At 36.4% G+C, this 20538-nt stretch carries 17 protein-coding genes; 16 read left to right on the top strand and 1 reads right to left on the bottom strand.

Translation table 11 applies throughout. The features are described 5' to 3' along the window. Positions 1-222: 222 nt before the first annotated feature. The 10 genes from nusB to AC6I0I_RS06570 all read left to right on the top strand — a co-directional run bounded on the left by nusB (position 223) and on the right by AC6I0I_RS06570 (position 12408). Positions 223-702 carry a transcription antitermination factor NusB gene (nusB, locus tag AC6I0I_RS06615; RefSeq protein ID WP_161831631.1) on the top strand — a complete coding sequence of 160 codons (480 nt, stop codon included), beginning with the start codon at positions 223-225 and terminating at the stop codon, positions 700-702. 16 nt (positions 703-718) lie between these two features. Beyond that, positions 719-2068, top strand: a complete 1350-nt coding sequence (xseA, locus tag AC6I0I_RS06610; protein ID WP_161831630.1) for an exodeoxyribonuclease VII large subunit — start codon at positions 719-721, stop codon at positions 2066-2068. Between the two features lie 18 nt (positions 2069-2086). Next, complete coding sequence (gene xseB, locus AC6I0I_RS06605) at positions 2087-2314, top strand: exodeoxyribonuclease VII small subunit (protein WP_161831629.1); 228 nt, start codon at positions 2087-2089, stop codon at positions 2312-2314. A 2-nt stretch (positions 2315-2316) separates the two neighbouring features. Continuing rightward, positions 2317-3192, top strand: a complete 876-nt coding sequence (locus tag AC6I0I_RS06600; protein WP_161831628.1) for a polyprenyl synthetase family protein — start codon at positions 2317-2319, stop codon at positions 3190-3192. A gap of 294 nt (positions 3193-3486) precedes the next feature. After that, a complete protein-coding gene (dxs, locus tag AC6I0I_RS06595) occupies positions 3487-5358 on the top strand; it encodes a 1-deoxy-D-xylulose-5-phosphate synthase (protein WP_262953609.1) in 1872 nt (623 codons plus the stop codon). Positions 5359-5375: 17 nt separating this feature from the next. After that, a complete protein-coding gene (locus AC6I0I_RS06590; RefSeq protein WP_262953608.1) occupies positions 5376-6182 on the top strand; it encodes a TlyA family RNA methyltransferase in 807 nt (268 codons plus the stop codon). A 213-nt stretch (positions 6183-6395) separates the two neighbouring features. Beyond that, positions 6396-8081: a DNA repair protein RecN gene (gene recN / locus AC6I0I_RS06585; protein WP_262953607.1), complete on the top strand. Its 1686-nt coding sequence runs from the start codon at positions 6396-6398 to the stop codon at positions 8079-8081. 127 nt (positions 8082-8208) lie between these two features. Continuing rightward, a complete protein-coding gene (gene spoIVB, locus AC6I0I_RS06580; protein WP_262953606.1) occupies positions 8209-9387 on the top strand; it encodes a SpoIVB peptidase in 1179 nt (392 codons plus the stop codon). A gap of 207 nt (positions 9388-9594) precedes the next feature. Continuing rightward, positions 9595-10407 carry a sporulation transcription factor Spo0A gene (spo0A, locus tag AC6I0I_RS06575; protein ID WP_161831623.1) on the top strand — a complete coding sequence of 271 codons (813 nt, stop codon included), beginning with the start codon at positions 9595-9597 and terminating at the stop codon, positions 10405-10407. Positions 10408-10689: 282 nt separating this feature from the next. Further along, positions 10690-12408 carry a glycoside hydrolase family 10-like protein gene (locus tag AC6I0I_RS06570; RefSeq protein ID WP_262953605.1) on the top strand — a complete coding sequence of 573 codons (1719 nt, stop codon included), beginning with the start codon at positions 10690-10692 and terminating at the stop codon, positions 12406-12408. 42 nt (positions 12409-12450) lie between these two features. Here AC6I0I_RS06570 and AC6I0I_RS06565 read toward each other — a convergent pair whose 3' ends face one another. Beyond that, on the bottom strand, positions 12451-12594 hold the full coding sequence (locus AC6I0I_RS06565; RefSeq protein ID WP_202618723.1) for a hypothetical protein: 144 nt from the start codon (positions 12592-12594) through the stop codon (positions 12451-12453). Between the two features lie 95 nt (positions 12595-12689). Here AC6I0I_RS06565 and AC6I0I_RS06560 point away from each other — a divergent pair, with 95 nt between their 5' ends. The 6 genes from AC6I0I_RS06560 (at position 12690) to deoB (ending at position 20429) form a co-directional block, all read left to right on the top strand. Continuing rightward, positions 12690-13892 (top strand): DNA polymerase IV, encoded by a 1203-nt coding sequence (locus AC6I0I_RS06560; protein WP_262950617.1) that lies wholly within the window; start codon positions 12690-12692, stop codon positions 13890-13892. Next, on the top strand, positions 13889-14434 hold the full coding sequence (locus AC6I0I_RS06555; protein WP_262953604.1) for an NUDIX hydrolase: 546 nt from the start codon (positions 13889-13891) through the stop codon (positions 14432-14434). The genes AC6I0I_RS06560 and AC6I0I_RS06555 overlap by 4 nt, the downstream gene beginning before the upstream one ends. 2325 nt (positions 14435-16759) lie before the next feature. Continuing rightward, positions 16760-17482 (top strand): stage II sporulation protein M, encoded by a 723-nt coding sequence (locus tag AC6I0I_RS06550; RefSeq protein ID WP_161831619.1) that lies wholly within the window; start codon positions 16760-16762, stop codon positions 17480-17482. Positions 17483-17523: 41 nt separating this feature from the next. Continuing rightward, a complete protein-coding gene (locus AC6I0I_RS06545) occupies positions 17524-17991 on the top strand; it encodes a Fur family transcriptional regulator (protein WP_161831618.1) in 468 nt (155 codons plus the stop codon). 243 nt (positions 17992-18234) lie between these two features. Then, on the top strand, positions 18235-19167 hold the full coding sequence (xerD, locus tag AC6I0I_RS06540) for a site-specific tyrosine recombinase XerD (protein ID WP_262953603.1): 933 nt from the start codon (positions 18235-18237) through the stop codon (positions 19165-19167). Between the two features lie 80 nt (positions 19168-19247). Then, positions 19248-20429 carry a phosphopentomutase gene (gene deoB, locus AC6I0I_RS06535; protein ID WP_161831617.1) on the top strand — a complete coding sequence of 394 codons (1182 nt, stop codon included), beginning with the start codon at positions 19248-19250 and terminating at the stop codon, positions 20427-20429. Positions 20430-20538: the final 109 nt, after the last annotated feature.

The raw sequence follows: 20538 nt of genomic DNA, 5'->3' as shown, positions 1-20538 counted from the left end.
TATTTTTTTCGGCAAAATTTTAATAAATATGATAACATATATAATTGAAACTTGAAAAAATAGTATACAATATAAATATGTCCAGATGAATTTATCAGTTAGAGTTGGACCAAAGGGTTTGAGTGATAAGAAAACGACGTGGGTTTTCTAACTCATGAACCATTTATTTGTTAGTTGATAAATTGAACAACTTAGAAGATTTGAATAGAAAGAGGGATTTGTGTGATTCGTCATGTATTACGTCAATTTGCAGTACAAACATTATACCAAATGGAAGTTGGGAAGATGACTAAAGAAGAAGCCATCGAAAATGTTGAACTAGTAGTTGAAGGATTAAAGGAAGAAGCGCTAGAGCTTGTAGCAGAAGAGGTTACACCACATCAAATTCTTGAAATTGAACGTCAATTTAAGTTAGAAGATTTTTATTTTGAATTGGTTGAAGGTGTATTGGCTCATCAACAAGAGTTAGATGAATTAATTGAGGCTAACTTAAAAGGATGGAGCTTTTCACGTTTAAATAAAGTAGACCGCGCGATTTTACGCTTAGCTGTTTATGAAATGAAATTTTGTCAGGAGACTCCTCATAAAATTATTATGGATGAGGCCGTTGAATTAACGAAGGAATTTTCAGATACGGGAGATGGAAAAGCCCGTAGTTTCAATAACAAAGTATTAGATCAAATAAGTAAGCATTTAGCTTAAGTAGGATGTGGGATGGATGGAGCAAAGGCAACCCTTAACCGTTAAAGCGTTAACGAAGTACATTAAGTTAAAGTTTGATTATGATAAGAATCTGCAGCATCTCTTACTTAAGGGGGAGTTATCGAACGTTAAACGGCATTCACGTGGGCATCTTTACTTCACGCTAAAAGATGACGAGGCACAAATCAATGCCGTAATGTTTGCGAGTGCCGCCTCACATTTAGAATTTGTTCCAACGGAAGGGATGCAGGTCATCGTGAAGGGGCACATTACCGTTTATGAAGCGGGAGGAACCTATTCGCTATACGTAAAAGAGATGACCGAAGATGGAATCGGAAATCTCTATGTCGCCTATACCCAACTAAAGGAAAGACTAGCAACAGAAGGCTTATTTGATGCTCGCTTTAAGCAAAAAATCCCTGATTATCCTCAGGCAGTAGGTGTCATTACTTCTCCAACAGGGGCGGCAATCCGAGATATTATATCGACCATCAAGCGAAGATTTCCAATGGTCACCATTTATGTTTATCCTGCCCTCGTTCAAGGAGAACAAGCAGAGGCCTCAATTATTTCTTGTATTAAACAGGCCAATGCGATGAATCTAGTGGATACATTAATTGTCGGTCGTGGAGGCGGGTCCATTGAGGATTTATGGGCCTTTAATAAGGAAGGAGTCGCACGGGCCATTTTTGAGTCAAAGATTCCTATTATTTCGGCGGTCGGGCATGAGACAGATTTTACGATTGCAGACTTTGTTGCCGATCATCGCGCTCCAACCCCAACCGGCGCGGCGGAGTTAGCAGTTCCTAATTTACCAGACGTTTTAAAACATTTAAATCAGCTAAACGCACGCTTAAATCACAACTTTAATTTGCAGTTTAAACAGAAAAAGGATTATCTTACTCAACTTTGCAATCATTATATTATGAAAAATCCCGCGGCGTTATTTGAACAGAGGCTGATGTATGTGGATCAGTTGAGTGAAAAGTTGAATTATGTGTTGCAGGATCAACTGACAAGAAATCAAACAAAATGGTGGACGTTGCATCATCGACTTCTCCAATTAGATCCTAAAGCTAGCGTTGACCAAGCCAAGCAGTCCTTACTCCTTCAAGATCAAACATTGCGGCAATTAATGCTTCAACACCTTTCTCAATCGAAACAAGATTATACGGTTTTACTAACTAAACTTGAGTTACTAAACCCCTTATCCATTTTAAAAAAGGGGTACACCGTCTTGACGAATGATAAAGATGAGATGGTTACGACTGTTCAAGATATTTCTGTGGGACAGGACCTCTTAATTTCATTAGATGATGGAAGGGTAAGAGCATCCGTGAAGGAAATTGAAACAAGTGAAAGTTAATAAAGAGGTGATGCAAAGATGAGTGAAACAAAATTAAACTTTGATGAGGCGTTGCGCCAATTAGAACAAGTGGTTCGTCAATTAGAAGCAGGGAACTTGCCATTAGAACAGTCAATCGATCTTTATAAAAAGGGGATGTTACTGTCTGGTGAGTGTCATCAAAAGCTGCAACAAATTGAATCGGAGGTTGCAAAGCTTGTCGATCCAACCGGAGCCATGACTGATTTCGAGGTATCGGGGGAATAGGGATGTTACAACAATATATAAATTCTCATCGAGAATCCTTTAATGCGTATATGATGGGATTAATTGAAAAAGAAAATATTCCGAATGAATTGAAGGAGTCGATGCTCTATTCGTTATCTGTTGGTGGAAAGCGATTAAGGCCGATTATTTTATTCGCCGTTTTAGAAACATTAGGGTTGGATGCAAAAAAAGGATATCCAACAGCGGCCGCCCTTGAAATGATTCATACGTATTCATTAATTCATGATGATTTACCCGCAATGGATAATGATGATTTTAGAAGGGGCAAGCCGACTAATCACCGAGTATTTGGGGAGGCGATTGCTATTTTGGCGGGTGATGGTCTATTAACACACGCTTTTCGTATAATTTGTCAAGATAACGGGCTGACTGACATGCAAAAACTACAGTTAATTGCTCATCTATCTGAGGCAGCTGGTCCGACGGGGATGGTTGCTGGCCAAGTACTTGATATGGAAGCTGAACAAAAACAATTGACGCTTGACCAATTAAAAGAGGTCCATTTACATAAAACGGGATGTCTCATTGAATTTTCAGTTGCGGCTGCAGGAATTATCGCCGGTATCTCACAGGAGCTGCTACAGGATTTAAGACAATTTGCAAAACATATCGGTCTTGCTTTTCAAATCAAAGACGATATCCTAGACGTTGAGGGAGAGCGTGAACTTATTGGAAAAGATGTAGGTAGTGACATGGAAAATGGTAAAAATACGTATGTCTCTTTAGCAACATTAGCTGGGGCTAAAACATTGTTAGATGAGGAGATAAATGCATCGTCTGTCATTTTGGATAAAATCCCATATGACACGACACTACTTATGGCCATTGCACGATTCATTAAAGAACGTCAAAGTTAATAGCGGGGGCGATTATTCATAATCGCCTTTTATTGTGAGGCTATAGGATAGGGGATGCCGTGATAGCTTCTTGAGGCCTGTTTCTGTTGAAGGCGTGAGGAGACTCCACCCAATCGTTTATCTCGCCATCAAAAAAAGAGGAGTGTTCGTTTCTTGATGAAATAGTAAGTCCAAAGCCCAAACGAGGGCTACGATAGAAAAAGAGGTCCCGAGATAGGAATAAACGTCGAAATATGATATGATATAAAGGATTAGATAAAGATTAATAGATGGAACAAGGTTGGAGTGATTAGGATGTACGACATCAACAAGATTACGGATCCTTCATTCATCAAGAATTTATCCATTCAGGAAATGCAAGTTTTATGCGATGATGTTAGAACATTTTTGATTGATTCTTTATCACAAACTGGGGGACATGTGTCCTCAAATCTTGGGGTAGTCGAGTTGACAGTTGCGATGCATAAAGTTTTTAATACGCCAGAAGATAAATTCATTTGGGATGTTGGACACCAAGTATATACTCACAAAATACTAACAGGGAGAGCTCAACGATTTAATACGTTAAGACAGTATAAAGGATTATCAGGGTTTCCAAAGCGCGAGGAGTCACCTCATGATTGTTGGGAGACAGGACATGCCTCAACCTCGATTTCTGCGGCGGTTGGAATGGCTTACGCCCGGGATTTAAAGAAAGAAAATTATCATGTAGTGGCTGTCATTGGAGATGGATCATTAACAGGTGGAATGGCTTACGAGGCACTGAATCATATTGGACATACTAACCGAAGACTTATTGTTATTATCAATGATAATGAGATGTCTATTTCTCAAAATGTCGGAGCCCTGCATAATATTTTTGGAAATTTACGCACAAATGCCTCTTATTTAAAAACGAAACATCGCGTGAAGCGTTTATTGAAAAATTCCGTGGTGTTAAAACGTCTCATGTCGCGCGCTAAAGTGCGGGTCAAACGTTTTGTAATCGGTGAAAGTTTATTTGATGCAATGGGGTTTAAATATTTAGGGCCGATTGATGGACATAATTTAGAGGAACTCATTAAAAATTTAAATGTAGCGAAAACCGTAGATAAGCCGGTTATTATTCACGTGAAAACTAAAAAAGGAAAAGGTTACACTTACGCAGAGCAAGATAAACAAGGAATATGGCATGGAGTTGGGAAGTTTAATAAGGAGACGGGAGCGATTTGCGCGGTTCGGGATCAAGAACGCATCTCTTGGAGTCAACATATTTGCAATATTTTAATTGAGCTATCGAAACATGATTCTCGTGTTGCTGTGATAACGCCAGCGATGATTAATGGTTCAGCGTTAAATGATTATCAAAAGTTGTATCCTGATCGATTAATTGATGTCGGAATTGCGGAAGAGCACGCGGTGACGATGGCAGGTGGAATGGCCACGCAAGGGATGAAGCCTTTTGTCTCGATTTATTCTACATTTTTTAAACGTGCCTTTGATCAAGTTCACCACGATATTGCCCGTCAAAAATTAAATGTTGTTTTTGGTGTGGATCGTGCGGGGATTGTAGGTGCTGATGGGGAGACCCATCAGGGAATTTATGATATTCCAATGTTAAGGCCTGTTCCAAATTTAGTCATGATGATGCCTAAGGATGCGAAGGAAGCTGGGGATTTAATGTATACCGCTTATCAGATAGAGGGGCCAGTTGTTATTCGTTATCCACGTGGTGAGGTTTTAAAAGTCGATGTTAATTATGAGTCGCTTCAATGTGTTCGAGTGGGATCATGGTCTACGTTGAAGGCAGGGGGAGACGCCTATATTATTTCAATGGGACCTATTTTAGATGAGTTTGTAGGACTCGCTCAACAATTAGACGACGAACTTGGAATGAAAGTCGGCGTGATTAATGCCCGTTTTATTAAGCCGCTAGATACGAAATTGCTAGATGAATTGGCACTTAAAAAGGTTCCGCTTATTGTTTATGAGGAATCAGCAGTCATTGGTGGTTTAGGAACGGCGATTTTGGAATATTATAATCAGACAAAACAAGAGGTTGATGTAAGAAGGTTAGGAATTCCTGACCTTTATGTTCAACACGGAAGCGTTAAAGAAATTTTAGAAGAGTTACATCTTAGTTTACAAGACGTGAAACAGGAAATTAAGCAAGTCATTAATAAATAGGTCGGTGTCAAAAAAATATGAAAAAAGAACGAATTGATGTATTATTAACCCAATTAGGATATTTTAGTTCCCGCGAAAATGCTAAACGGGCGATTATGGCGGGATTAGTTCTAGTCAATCAAGAACGAGTGGATAAGCCAGGGGAAAAGGTTCCTGTGGAGGCAGTTATCACGGTTAAGGGAAATGTGTGTCCGTATGTTAGCCGTGGGGGATTAAAGTTAGAAAAGGCACTTCAAACTTTCCCTATTGATTTAAAAGATAAGATTATTATCGATATTGGTGCTTCTACGGGTGGTTTTACGGATTGCGCGTTACAAAATGGGGCGAAATTGTCATATGCAGTTGATGTGGGTTATAATCAGTTAGATTGGAAGATGCGTCAAGATGAACGCGTTATTTGTATGGAACGTACAAATTTTAGATATATGACGCCGGAGGATTTAGCATACGGTGCACCACAATTTGCTTGCATCGATGTTTCGTTTATCTCATTGAAAATTATTTTCCCGGTTTTAAAGCAGTTATTAGAAAAGAATGGTGAGGTTGTTGCGCTGATAAAACCTCAATTTGAGGCTGGAAAAGACCAAGTCGGTAAAAAAGGAATTGTTCGTGACCCGAAGGTTCATGCAAAAGTAGTGAAAGAAATTTTGGATTTTATTACGGCGTTAGAGTTAAGTGTACTCGGATTAACGTATTCACCGATTAAGGGGGGCGAAGGAAATATCGAATTCTTAGCCTATATTAAATATCAGGATGAGGTTTGCACGTCAATTGATGAAAAAGAAATTGAACGGATTGTAGCAGATGCGCATCAACAACTTTAATTTCAGTCATGATAAAGCATGGTTGAACGATAAAAAAGCATTCATATCATGAATGCTTTTTTTATTTTGATAAGATGAAAGCGCGCGTTTTCTACTGTTTTTGAAAAATAAAAGAATCTCTTAAAGTGTGACTTGAAATCCCGGTATTATCTATGATAAGATTAAATTATCGAACAAATGTTTAGGAATAACCCCTTAGAGTAGGTGATGAATATGTTATCGCATTTAAGTATAAAAAACATGGCAATTATTGAACATTTAGAATTAGATTTTAAAAAAAATATGACGGTGTTGACTGGTGAAACAGGAGCAGGAAAGTCGATTATTATTGATGCTATCTCTTTATTATTAGGGGATCGTGCGTCAACGGACCTTATCCGTCATCACGAAGAGGCAGCGGTGATTGAGGGAATTTTCGAAGTCACAGAAAATAAACCTGTAAAAAAATATTTATCCGCGTTGGGAATCGAGGTTGAAGATCAACTACTGATTAAACGAATCGTGAAACGAGTAGGGAATGGTCAAATTCGAGTGAATGGAGAACTGTTGTCTGCTACTCAATTAAAGGAAATAGGTCAATATCTCGTGGATATTCATGTTCAACATGATACACACCGTCTTTTTCAAAATGAGTATAATTATCAATTAATCGATCATTTGGATTTAACGGGTGAGGCGGCTGAAAAAAATAGAGCTTATCAATTAGCTCTTGCAACTTATAATCAGGCTAAACAAGAATATCTTTCTTTTAAGCGTAATGCGGAAGAGACCCAACGCCGAATGGATTTAATGATTTTCCAAAAAAACGAGATTGAGAAGGCTCAATTAAAATCTGGAGAATTTGAAGAGCTTGAGGAGAGACGAAATCTTATTTTAAATTCGGATAAGCTCCATAAAACATATAGTCAAATTTTACAATCTTTAACGAGTGATGGTGGAGCCTTAGAACGGTTATATCACGCCTATACGTCAACACAAAACCTTTCTTCGATAGATGAAACCTTGACCCCGGCTGTAGGGCAAATGGGTGATATCTATTATGGATTAGAGGATTTTGTAAATGTTATTTCATCCAAATTAGATGAACTTAATTATTATCCTGAAGAACTTGAAGAAATTGAAATGCGTTTAAATGAACTTCAACAATTAAAACGTAAATATCGTCTTGAAATTAATGAGATTATTCATTATTATGAGCAACTTGTGAATGATTTATCACTGTTTGAGGATGCCGGACATTATGAGGAAACATTATATGCCGCGGTAGAACAAGCGTATCATGTCGTTATTTCAAAGGGTGAAGAACTAAATGAAAGGCGAATGGAAGTTGCCGATGGAATTAAGGAACAGCTAGTGAAAGAATTAAAAGACTTACAATTATTTAACGCGCAGTTCGATGTAGAATTTAAACGCTTAGCTATAGAAGATAGATTAGAGACGATTTTTTTTACACACGGAATTTATGAGATTCAATTTTTATTAAGCGCAAATAAGGGTGAGCCATTAAAGCCTCTCAATAAAATTGCCTCTGGTGGAGAGTTATCACGAATCATGCTTGCCCTAAAAACTATTTTGCATCGCGGTCAGTGTATTTCAACTATTATTTTTGATGAAATTGATACAGGTGTAAGCGGTCAGGTTGCTTCAAGTATTGGAGTAAAAATGAAAGACATTTCTAAGGAGAAGCAAGTATTATGTATTTCTCATTTGCCTCAAGTTGCTTCACTTGCTGATCATCATCTTCACGTGAGTAAACATGAAAAAAATGGACGTACTGTTACGCAGGTGAAAGAATTATCCTTTGAGGAGCGAATGAAAGAGATTGCTCGAATGTTAAGTAGTGATAATATTACGGAATCAGCACTCCTTAATGCTGAACAATTGCTTTTACAAAAATAAAAAAAAGAATTCCTTATTTTTGTTTACATAAACAGAAAATTGGAATTCTTTTTTTTAGATATTTGTTATTTAAATAGCCATAATAGTAATGTAGTTCGTGTCGAAGAAAGTTGAAAGGAGGCGCAATATGAATCAAAAAATAAATAAAAATAGGTTTTTAATTCATACGATATTAATATTTGTCTTCTCTTTATTAAGTATTAGCGCTCCAGCACAAACATATGTATGGGCCCAATCTAATAATGACCAACTTTTACATATTGATGAAAAGCGAAAAATATATGAAGTCTCGACGAAGCAGGCAGAAAGAACGGCTTCTAAAAAGCAAAATCAAAATCGTTATATGTTAATTCCTGGAGGCGATGCCATAGGAATTAAGATTCAAACAGATGGATTAGTCGTTGTCGATACCTACCTTGTGAATACGGAAGGTGGAACTATTAACCCGGCTAAGGAAGCGGGGGTTATGAAAGGAGATATGATTTTAGCAGTTAATAATCAAAAGATTTCTACAATTGAGGAATATAAAGAACAGTTGATGTTAGCGAAAGAAAACAATCAAATGATATTAACGATTGACCGCCAAGGTAAAACAGAAAATATCACCGTTCATCCGGTGATTTCGACCGAAGGTGTTTGTACGACAGGGCTTTATTTACGTGACAAATTAGCCGGTATAGGGACATTAACCTTTATCGATCCTAATACGAATAAGTATGGAGCATTAGGGCATGAAATTATTGATCAGGACACTAACCAGTTAGTTAATATAAAAAATGGTGAAATTATCAACTCTAATGTTCTATCTGTGAGAAAGGCGACGACAGGAAAGCCCGGGGAAAAGGTTGCGGACATCTTATTTGATGAAAAATTAGGAACATTAGAAAAAAATAATAAATACGGTGTTTATGGACTGATGCAATCTAATGAGATGAGCCAAAAAGACTTAATTCCAATGGCTTATATCAATGAGGTGAAAAAGGGTCCAGCACAAATTTTAACGGTCTTAAATGGAAATAAAATCGAAGCGTTTGACATTGAAATTACAGAAGTAAATGTTCAAAGTGAAAAGGCAATTAAGGGAATTAAATACACAGTGACAGATCCTCGTTTATTAGAAGAAACGGGGGGGATTGTCCAAGGAATGAGTGGGAGTCCTATTATTCAAGACGGGAAAATAATTGGTGCAGTTACCCATGTCCTTGTTCATGATTCGACGCTCGGCTATGGAATTTTTATTGAATGGATGTTGCAAGAAGTAGGAATTGAATATCCAGCTCAAAAAATGGTCACAAAAGTAGCTTAATGACGTATTAGTCTTTTTTCGACATCATTTGACACAAGAGCGTGAAAAGGGTTTAAAAAGAAATAAAAGACAAAAGGTGATAAAAAAAATTTGTCGAATAGGTTTAAGAAATTTTATAATCTCACAAAAAATATAAAGTAATTATTGAAAAATGTAAGGAAGTGTAATTTAATAGATATATAACCGGAAAAATTAGGGGGCCAAAAAATGAGTAAATTAAAAGTTTTATTAGCAGATGATAATAAAGAACTAATCACTGTATTATCAGAATACATTTCATTACAAGAAGATATGGAAGTTGTTGAGGTAGCAGGAAACGGGAATGAGGTCTTATCTGTTTTAAGACAGCGCGACATCGATATTTTATTATTAGATGTGGTGATGCCAGACTTAGATGGAGTAAGTGTGTTAGAAGAATTAAAAGATAATCCAACTTTATATAAACGTCCACGCCATATTATTATGTTTACAGCATTCAACCAAGAGAAAATTATGATGCGTGCTGCGGAATTAGGAGCTTCATATTTTATTATGAAACCATTTGAAATCAATAAAATCGTAAAAATTATTCGTGATATTAATGTTCGTTTTGATACGACTGAAGTTTCAAAGCCAATTAATAATTTATATACAAATCAACGTCCTGTGGTTAAAGAGTTTGATTTAGAATCAGAAATTACAAATATTTTACACGAGATGGGTGTACCGGCACACATCAAGGGATATTTATACTTACGCGAGTCGATTAATATGGTTTACAATGATATCGAATTACTTGGATCAATTACAAAAGTTTTATATCCAGATGTTGCGAAAAAATATAAAACAACAGCTTCACGTGTTGAGCGTGCTATTCGCCATGCAATCGAAGTGGCATGGAATCGTGGAAATATTGAAGCTATTTCAAACATCTTTGGTTATACAGTAAGCGTATCAAAATCAAAGCCAACAAACTCAGAGTTTATTGCGATGATTGCCGATAAATTACGTTTAGAACATAAAAATAAAGCTGCATCATAAAACAAGATTTAAAAAAAGCATCGGGTTTTCCGGTGCTTTTTTACGTTTAAGTTGGATGAACCTCTCATGATGAATGTGCATATATTAATTCAGAATGGAACTTCCTAAAAGGGAGTTAAATGCGCTGTGAGAGGAGGAAGGGGAGATTAGAAATACGATGCTTTCTAATCTTCTAAATTTAAAATGGGAAATGATAAAATTCATCTATATAAGTTAACTTGTAATTGTCCATATTGCCGACAGTTACGGTTTTTAAATGAACGCATGTTAGCGGAAGGGAAGGTGGAATTAAATACGCCGGAGGAGATAAGAAAAGAGGTTACTCCTTCTAGAAAAGAGTTAACAAATAAGGTGGTTTTTGAGCCGATAGCAAGTGAAGGTAAAATGGTGTACACTCCCACTTCGATTGTTTCTAAGAAAGAACAGTTTCGAGGTGTTTGGATTACCACAGTTAGGAATAATGACTTTCCGTCCATATCGGTCTATGAAAACGGGTTTAATGTGGAACAATTTAAACAGGAATTTTTGGCTATTCTTAAACGATGCAAAGAATTAAAATTAAATGCAATCTTCTTTCAAGTTCGACCAGAAGGAGATGCTTTTTACGAGTCGGGTGTTAATCCATGGAGTGTTTATTTAACAGGCGAACAAGGAGTCAAACCAAATTGGGGAGAATTTGATCCGTTGGCTTGGATGATTAATGCGACACATCACGTAGGAATTGAATTCCATGCTTGGTTTAATCCATTCCGCTTAACACCGACAGGTCCAAGTGATTCGACGAAAGAGAGTTTGTTACGGACACTTAGCGACACGCATTATGCGAGACGTCACCCGGATTGGGTTTATTATTTTAATCGACAAATTTATCTTAATCCAGGGATTCCTGCGGTTCGAGAATTTATTGTGCAGACGGTCATGGAAGTGACAGAAAAGTATGAAATTGATGCCGTTCATTTTGATGACTTTTTTTATCCATACTCTTATCAGGTGGAAGAAAACGGAGTGATTAAAGTTATCAGTTTTGCCGATGAAAGTCCAGACTATCAAACTTACGAGACTTATCATCTTCCCCATCAAACGATTTTCCAATGGCGTGAGTCAAACATCAATGAAGTTATTCGAACGCTATCAGAGGCCATTAGTGAATACAACCGGTTAGCTAAAAAAAGTGTGGCCTTTGGAATTAGTCCTTTCGGTATATGGGCTTCGGCTGAGGAAACGGGAGGTATTGGTTCACAAACATCACCTAATCAACTTTCCTCATTAAGCGAGTTTGTTAATTCAAAACTATGGATTGACGAACAGTGGATAGATTATATCGTTCCTCAAAATTATTGGTCATTTATTGATCCACTTTCAACATTTGCTGATGTTTCCGATTGGTGGAATAAGATTGTGATAAATTCTAAAACGCAACTTTATATGGGGATAGGGTTATATCTTTACAATGAAGATGCACAAAATCCTGCGTGGCAGAATAAAGAAGAGATCGTTAATCAAATTCGATATCTTTCGCATCTCGACCATGTCGATGGATATGCCTTTTTTACATATCATAATTTATTAATTTCACACCATCATCTACCGGGGCAAGAAGTATTGAATCAGGCCATTGTGAGTTTAGAAAATGAGGTTTTAACGAATTATGCACTCATCCCTTCTCGACCATGGCTACAACAAGGAGAAACATTCCCTGTCAGTCAGTTAAAGGTTACTCCTTGTGATGAAGGATGTGTATTGGTTCAATTTGAGGATATGCCAGAGAATTATAGTGAATATTACGTGATCTATCGTGCTCCGAAATCGAGTCAGCGGGATGTAATCGACTTTAATGATGCCGCGTCTATTCTTGATGTGGTAGGAAAAAATAAAAAGTCGCTCATTCAACATTATACGGATTCAAGTGCGAATCCAAATCAAACCTATACTTATGCGGTTAGTGCTTTATCTCAGGCACAAGTTGAATCCGATCCTGTTTCAGTTGTATATGTTCCGTAAAAATAAAAAAAACATTTACGTAAAGTAAATGTTTTTCTTTTATTAAAAGAATGGCATATCGCGTAAGCCGATGATGCTGATGATTAATGAAATAACAGGAACAACAACAAATGATAAAGCGAGAATTAATAATAAAATTTTTGTTCCCTTCATTTTGTTTAAATTATGCGGAGCCTTTTTAGCCATATTTAATTCACCTCATAGACAACTTTTGCTATAATGTTATGTGTAACTGAATCTATTATAATATATATATCTAAAAAAAGGAAGAGGATTTACCGTTGGAAAAGCCTATATTTAGAATTATCTTCCATATTGATTTAAATGCTTTTTTTGCTTCTTGTGAAATAGCGAGGCGTCCAGAGTTAAAGGATGTCCCCGTAGCGATTACGGGAGAAAAGTCATCAAAGCGTGGGATTGTAACGACTGCTAATTATGTCGCGAGAAAGTATGGGGTGAGCAGTGCGATGCCACTTGTTCAGGCCAAAAGGAAGTGTCCTAATTTAGTGGTTATTGCCGCAAATTTTAACTTGTACAAACAGGTTTCAAGGCAATTTCTTGATCTTCTTCACACGTATACCGATCAAGTTGAGAAAGCTTCGATTGATGAGGCTTATTTAGATGTGACGGCTCTTTTTCAAGAAGGTGGGGTGCATCCTGTGCAGTTAGCATTGCAAATGCAGCAACGTATTTTCAATGAGTTAAAGATTGGGTGTAGTGTAGGAATTGGACCGAATAAGTTTTTAGCGAAAATGGCGTCGGATATGAAAAAACCAAATGGGATTACGGTCTTAAGAAAGCGGGATTTACCACAACTGTTATGGCCACGGCCTATTGAAGAGATGTTTGGTGTTGGGAAAGCTTCGGCTCCAAAATTAAAACAACTTGGAATACAGACGATTGGGGATCTGGTTCATTTTCATGAAGTTGAACGATTAGAGTGGTTGTTTGGAAGTCAGGCCTTGAAATGGATAGAGCATGCGAGGGGGGAGGACTTGAGTATTGTTGATCCACAGCGATATGAAGTTCCGTCAAGCATTGGTCATTCAACGACGTTTTCTAAGGATTATTATTTTGAACGTGAAATTAAAGAAGAAGCGAAAAAAATGTGTTTGAAAACCGCCAATCGTTTAAAAAAGTATGGTCTCTATGCAAAAACAGTGTCACTACAACTCAAGGATACACACTTTAAGCAGATGACGCGTAGTTTAACTGTATCGAAGCCTATCCAGCATATGAATGAATTATACCCGCTTGTTGAGGGATTGTTTGATGATCACTGGGAGGGGCAACCGTTACGGTTAATCGGGGTATATACCTCCAATTTAGTGCATACTAATAAAACAACTGAGCCTTTAAACTTATTTAATTATCAGTCATTTGTCGGGGAAGGGAAAATTAGGAAGACTATGGAAGAGATAAAAAATAAATATGGGGCGGATTTGATTCAAAAGGGAATTCAGAAAGGAAAGAAAAACGAATGAAAAATTTAACTGAAAAACAACTAACAACGAAGGAATATTATCGTAATTCATTTTTGAGTGTGACAGAGGATGAGGTGCAATTACCTAATCAATTAGAAGCGAAGCGCGTCGTCGTCAATCATCCGGGTGGGGTGAATTTAATTGTTTTAGACGAGGAACGTCGTTTAATTCTTGTCGAGCAATACCGTTATCCTGTTGGAAGGCTAACACTTGAAACTCCCGCAGGAAAGATTGAAAAAGGTGAGTTAACGTCTGTGACGGCTAAGCGAGAGCTAGAGGAGGAGACGGGTTATACGTGTGATTCATTAAAAATGATTGGACGTTTTGCAACGTCGCCTGGTTTTTGTAATGAATATATTGAAAATTATTTAGTTATGAATCCCAAAAAATTAGAGCATCCTGTTCAGGGAGATGAGGATGAATTTTTAAATGTCTACCACTTATCAAAAGAGGAGGCGTTAGCTGCCGTTGAAGAGGGGCGAATTTGTGATTTTAAAACGGTCTATGCAATTCAATATTTAATGTTGACGCAACGTTGGTAAGAAGGCGAGGCTTTGCTAGCAATTTTTTATACGAACGTCAGTTAAATCACGGATCGCAACGTTGAAAGGTGTCCATTAATGAACGTTGTGACCTATGCTATTTTCAATTTTATCTTTGTTAAATTTAGCGACAGGCCGCTTAACTGGGGCAACTGTATTGTTTGAGACTAAACTAACGTGTTGCCTTCGTCAATTGATGAGTAAAACGGGATAAAGTTGACGGGGGACTATCAAGTAAAGTGGTTAATAAAGGGTCAAATTGTAATTCATCCGTATCATCAGTACCATGAGAAGTAGTAATCGTTTAGTAATTTTTTTGAGATAAAGGTTGTGATTTGTAGGGATTCACACCAACTGATTAGTCTTTAAACAAATGGATTATTTTAAGAGTTCTGAAAACTTCATGTGATGCATAAATTCTTAGATTAATAATGGTCCTGCATCGGATGTTAAATCTTCTTTGGAAAATAAGTTTCATTTTTTATTGAAATGATATTGTCCTGGATGTGTCATAAAATGTAAAAAGCGTTAATCCCACTAAGGGTTTAACGCTTTTTACATTTTTATGGTGAATGAGTTAGGGTTAAAATTATTTAAGATTTCCAATAAGCCTTACGAAAAGATCACTCTAAACCGTGCGGAGAGGGAAGGAATATTTTTGAGACAACGTATCAATAGGCAGAGTTTATTTAGAGGACCAAAACACGCCAGTATCAATGCCAATTGAATAACACTGATTGACATCTTTACATGATCGGTTCACAAAAAAACTTCACGACACACTTTGGTCGTGAAGTCCCGCCGATAAGAAAAATTACAAAAAATTAGATAGTAGAACCCGTTTTTAGCTTGTTTTTTTCGATAAATAAATTAATCCTATACACATCCAAATATTCGGAATGAAATAGAAAACTTCATGATTTATTAAAATAGATAGTTTGAGTAGAAACAAAGATAGTAGTACAAATAATAAAATCTTTTTCCTATCCTTATCTAAATGACTAAATTTTCTAAAAATAAAAAACGGTACTCCAAGACTAAATATTACTATAAACGACATCAAATAAGCCCCCCAAACTAAAGCACTTGCCATGGCTGCTAAACATAGTAGACAGTCAGTTCCTAAAGTTACTGCACAAAGCACACCACAACCTGTTACAATTTTAACAGCTAATTCAGTAGTAATTTCTATAAAATCAGTTCAAGAACCAAGAACTGGACGTGATGTTATTACCTGATTACGAACCTCTGAAACTGTCATAAAAGTCTCTTGAGTATCTATAGAAACAACGTTTTTTTATTTGCATACATCCTTACCGTCATATTTCCCTCAGTGTTTTTTATAACATGTCATTTGTTAACAGTAAGTCATTCACCTTCTTTTGAAAACATAACTGTAACATTATTTAATTCATGATTACCGATCGTTCTTTATAGAATTACAATGGAATGATAAGTTTAATCCTCTGATTATGCCCCCATTCATTATTTATTTTCTCCATCAATCTTATCTTGTGAAACACGAATTAATGATTCATCACCTACTTAAGCTTCGATTATTTCCCCTAAAGGTAGCTGAAGCAATTTTACAGGCGCTAGGTCTTTATTTATTACTGCATAATTTTTTAACGTTGATAAATTGTTACTTTTTGTTTTTTGTGGATGAAGTATTAGAGGAATAAATTTGTTAGGTGTCAACAATGCAGGCAAAGACTAAAGGCAATTTAATAAAAAAGAATCCCTTTTTAGGTTAATAAAGTACAAAGTTATATCCCTCTATTATGTTTCTATAAACTAAACTCATATATAGCTTACAACATATCCTTTGTTTGTTACACAAACTGGTGTGAAATTTCTATTTATTTTTATTTTCACGTTTAATTTTATTGTCAAAAGAAAGAGTTTATCTTCTTTTTGAAAAGAAATTAGTGTTTTGTAGTTGATAAATTAAATTTTCAACTACAAAACATAATATTGAAAATTATTTAGTTATGAATCCCCAAAAATTAGAGCATCCTGTTTAGGGAGACGAGGATGAATTTTTAAATGTCTACCACTTATCAAAAGAGGAGGCGTTAGCTGCCGTTGAAGAGGGGCGAATTTGTGATTTTAAAACGGTCTATGCGATTCAATATTTAATGTTGACGCAACGTTGGTAAGAAGGCAACGCTAGAGGGCACCATTCATGAAAAGGGAATGGTGTTTTTTGATGAAGAAGTGACGTGGTGATGTTAGACTGAATGAAATAAATAAAAAAATTAAACTCATTTAGGCATAATCCTGAGTCTTCTTTCATAAGGTTGAAGAAGAAGGGGGGAAGTGCTCATGGTCGCACAAAAACGTCGCAAAAAATCGTTCTCGTATGTCTTATATGTTTTATATGTCTTACTACTACTCGTCATAATTGGTGATATTATTGGGGCTTCACTTTACGTTAAACTGGAACAATCATCCCAAAGTTTAATGGCGAACTATGTAAATGAAAATGTTAATGTTTTTAATCAGGAAAGTTGGTCATTTAATCAACTATTTTATAAACAGTTTATGTATCAAGGAAGTATGTGGGTATTAGGATTAACTGGAGTGGGAGTTATCGTAAACTTGTTTTTAGTCTTTTTAAAAGGGGTTATTGCAGGATTTAATGTCTTCTTTATTTTTCAGGCATTATCACCATTTCAGGCCATCTTAACAAGTCTTCTTTGGTTAATTCAATATTTGTTAATTTTAGGGGTTACCATCTTAAGCGGTTACTTCAGTGTCCGTTTTGTCATTATGGCGGTAAAGATTTTATTCTTTAAGAAGAATAAATTATTATTGAAAAAGCATTTGTTATACTATTTCTATCAATTAGTAATCATTACGGTGCTAACGCTGTTGACTGCAGGTGTCACTTACCTCATTCAGCCTGTTGTTTACCAACAATTTGAGAAGGCTGGAAAGTCTGAAACCATTCAACAATCAGCAGATGATTTTATTTCAACTTCATCGGATGCAACTTCACACTTAAACAAGCAAATAAATATTAATTTTGAAAGAGAAGTGTTATAATAAATTATAACAAAATTTAGATTTAGCAAGATGGTGAAATTATGACACAACTTTCAACATATGAAACGATGATAATGAAATCAGGATCAAAGCTAACCAAACAACGCAAACAGATATTAAAAGTCATTATTGATCATCCGCATGAACATTTTTCAGCCGAAGCACTTTATGATTTAGTGAAACATATCGATGACTCGATTGGAATTGCAACGGTTTATCGAACATTAGAACTTTTTGAGAAGTTAGGAATTGTTCGAAATGTAAAAATAAAAAATGATGGTGTGAACTATTATGATGTTGTTGATTTAGACGAGGAAAATCATTTTCATCATCATTTAATTTGTACAAATTGTCGTCGAATTATAGAGATTGCAGATGAACTTGAATCGTATGAGACCTTTATTGAACAAAAGTACGGGTTCCAAGTTAAGGATCATGATCTAACACTATATGGCATTTGTTCAGACTGTCAATCGTTAGAGAATAGTGAAAAACCTCTACAAAAGTAGGGGTTTTTCACTATTAAAAAACGTGAGCGGATCATTTGAAGGGTTGGTGTTGAAGTCATCATCAAACCTAGCGATGGAAAGAGGGGAGTTATGGGCTATTTAGTTTAGAAAGAGAGGAGGGATTGCCACTAGACCGGATGCGATCAATCGATTTAAAGGGGCTCAAAGCTGTTTGTTTCGTTTGTTGGTTTTTAAACGAGGATGTACCATTCCATCGATTGATATCAAGAGATCGAGGTTTAAGTGGCAGAACAGGTGATAAAAGAAAGAGAATTGGAAAATTTTTTAACCTATCTAACCATTGATCGCGGGCTAAGTTTGAATACAAAAGAAAATTATGCACGTGATTTGGGAGGTTACCTTACTTATCTAGAGCAGCAATCCATTGAGCATTTTAATCAGGTTAAGCGTGAACACATTCAAACGTATTTGATTGAGCTTTATGGACGGGGTCTAAATACTAAAAGCGTTGCGCGTCACTTATCCGCCATACGTACCTTTCATCAATATTTGATGATTGAGCGCCTATGCTCGCAAAATCCATGTGATCTTATTGAAAGCCCGAAATTAAGTCGAGATTTACCGGAAGTTTTAAGCGTGGCTGAGGTGGAACGACTTTTAGAAAGTTTTACTGAAGAAACGGCAGCTGACTTGCGCAATCACGCCATGGTCGAATTGTTGTATGCCTCAGGTCTTCGAGTGAGCGAGTTGCTCGCCTTAAACATTGTCGATATTCATTTATCGATGCAATTTATTAAGTGTCGTGGGAAGGGAGATAAGGAACGGATTGTCCCAATTGGGGAAGTTGCCTCTGACGTTTTAACGCGCTATTTAGAAAAAGCACGTCCACAGTTATTAAAGAAATCGACGGATGTCTTATTTTTAAATCGCTTTGGTGATCCTATGTCGCGGCAAGGATTTTTCAAAATATTAAAAAAGCAAGCCCAGATGGCGGGGATTACTAAAAATCTTTCGCCCCATAAATTAAGACATTCATTTGCCACGCATTTAATTGAAAATGGGGTGGATTTAAGGTTGGTGCAAGAGATGTTGGGGCACTCAGATATTTCGACCACTCAAATTTATACGCATATGAGTAAGGAGCATTTAAAGGAGTTGTTTGAGCATACACATCCGCGAGCTCAGGCGCTGAAAGAAAGAGACTCCACAAGTTAAAAAAAATAACATATAATAAATATGGATAGATTGTTAAATACTAATAAAGATTTAGTTGTCGTTAAGAAAGGACGTTAGATATGAAATATAATCGTATATTTTTAATTATCATGGATTCAGTAGGTGCCGGAGAATTACCGGATGCTAAAGATTATAATGATCAAGGAGCAAATACGTTAAAACATATCGCACAAGCTGCTAAAGGATTAAATATGCCTCATATGCAGTCGTTAGGATTAGGAAATTTAACTGAAATACAAGGGGTTGACCCGCATCAACCAGAAAAGGGATATTATACAAAATGTGAAGAATTGTCTGTAGGAAAAGATACGATGACTGGTCATTGGGAAATTATGGGGCTTAAAATTACGGAACCGTTTAAAACCTTCACAGAGACTGGGTTTCCACAGGATTTAATCGATGAATTAGAAAAACGTACAGGTCGCAAAGTAATTGGGAATAAGTCAGCCTCAGGAACTGAGATTTTAGATGAACTTGGGGAAGAACATATGAAAACGGGGGCTATTATCGTTTATACGTCAGCAGATTCTGTATTGCAAATTGCAGCACATGAAGAAATTGTTCCGATTGAAGAACTTTGGAACATGTGTAAAATGGCGCGTGAGATTACGATGAAAGAGGACTGGAAGGTCGGACGTATTATTGCGCGTCCATTTATTGGAGACAAAAAAGGAGCGTTTAAACGCACGCCAAATCGTCACGATTATGCCTTAAAACCTTTTGACAGAACCGTTTTAAATGAATTAAAAGATGCAAAAAAAGATATCATTGCTATTGGTAAAATTAATGATATTTATGTAGGAGAAGGGATTACAGAAGCCATTTTAACGAAATCAAATGAGGATGGAATGAACCAATTACTTCAGGTGATGGATCAGCCATTTGAAGGGTTAGCCTTTTTAAATTTAGTAGACTTTGATGCGTTGTATGGTCATCGTCGAGATCCACTTGGATATGCGAAATGTTTAGAAGCGTTTGATCGTCAATTAGGTGATGTTTTAACGAAGATGAAAGAAGACGATTTACTGATTATTTCAGCGGATCACGGAAATGATCCAATTGCCTCAGGAAGTGACCATACGCGTGAGTATATTCCAGTCATTATGTATTCTCCATCTATGGTAGCAGGAGGAGAATTACCTATTGGGAAAACATTTGCTAATATTGGGGCAACGGTCGCTGAAAACTTTGGAGTTAAGGCACCACTTATTGGAGAGAGTTATTTAAAACAAATGAAATAACAAGAAGAGATGAAAAAGGGATGAAATGATTCATCCCTTTTTTTGGTATTTGTGCTTCTGAAAGATTCGTTGTTTTAAAATCGACGTATAATAAAGGAAAAACTGGGAA

The sequence above is a fragment of the Turicibacter sp. St.80E1 genome, assembly GCF_059728495.1.
The sequence above is the reverse complement of the archived record's forward strand: the minus strand, read 5'-3'. Positions and strand labels throughout refer to the sequence as shown.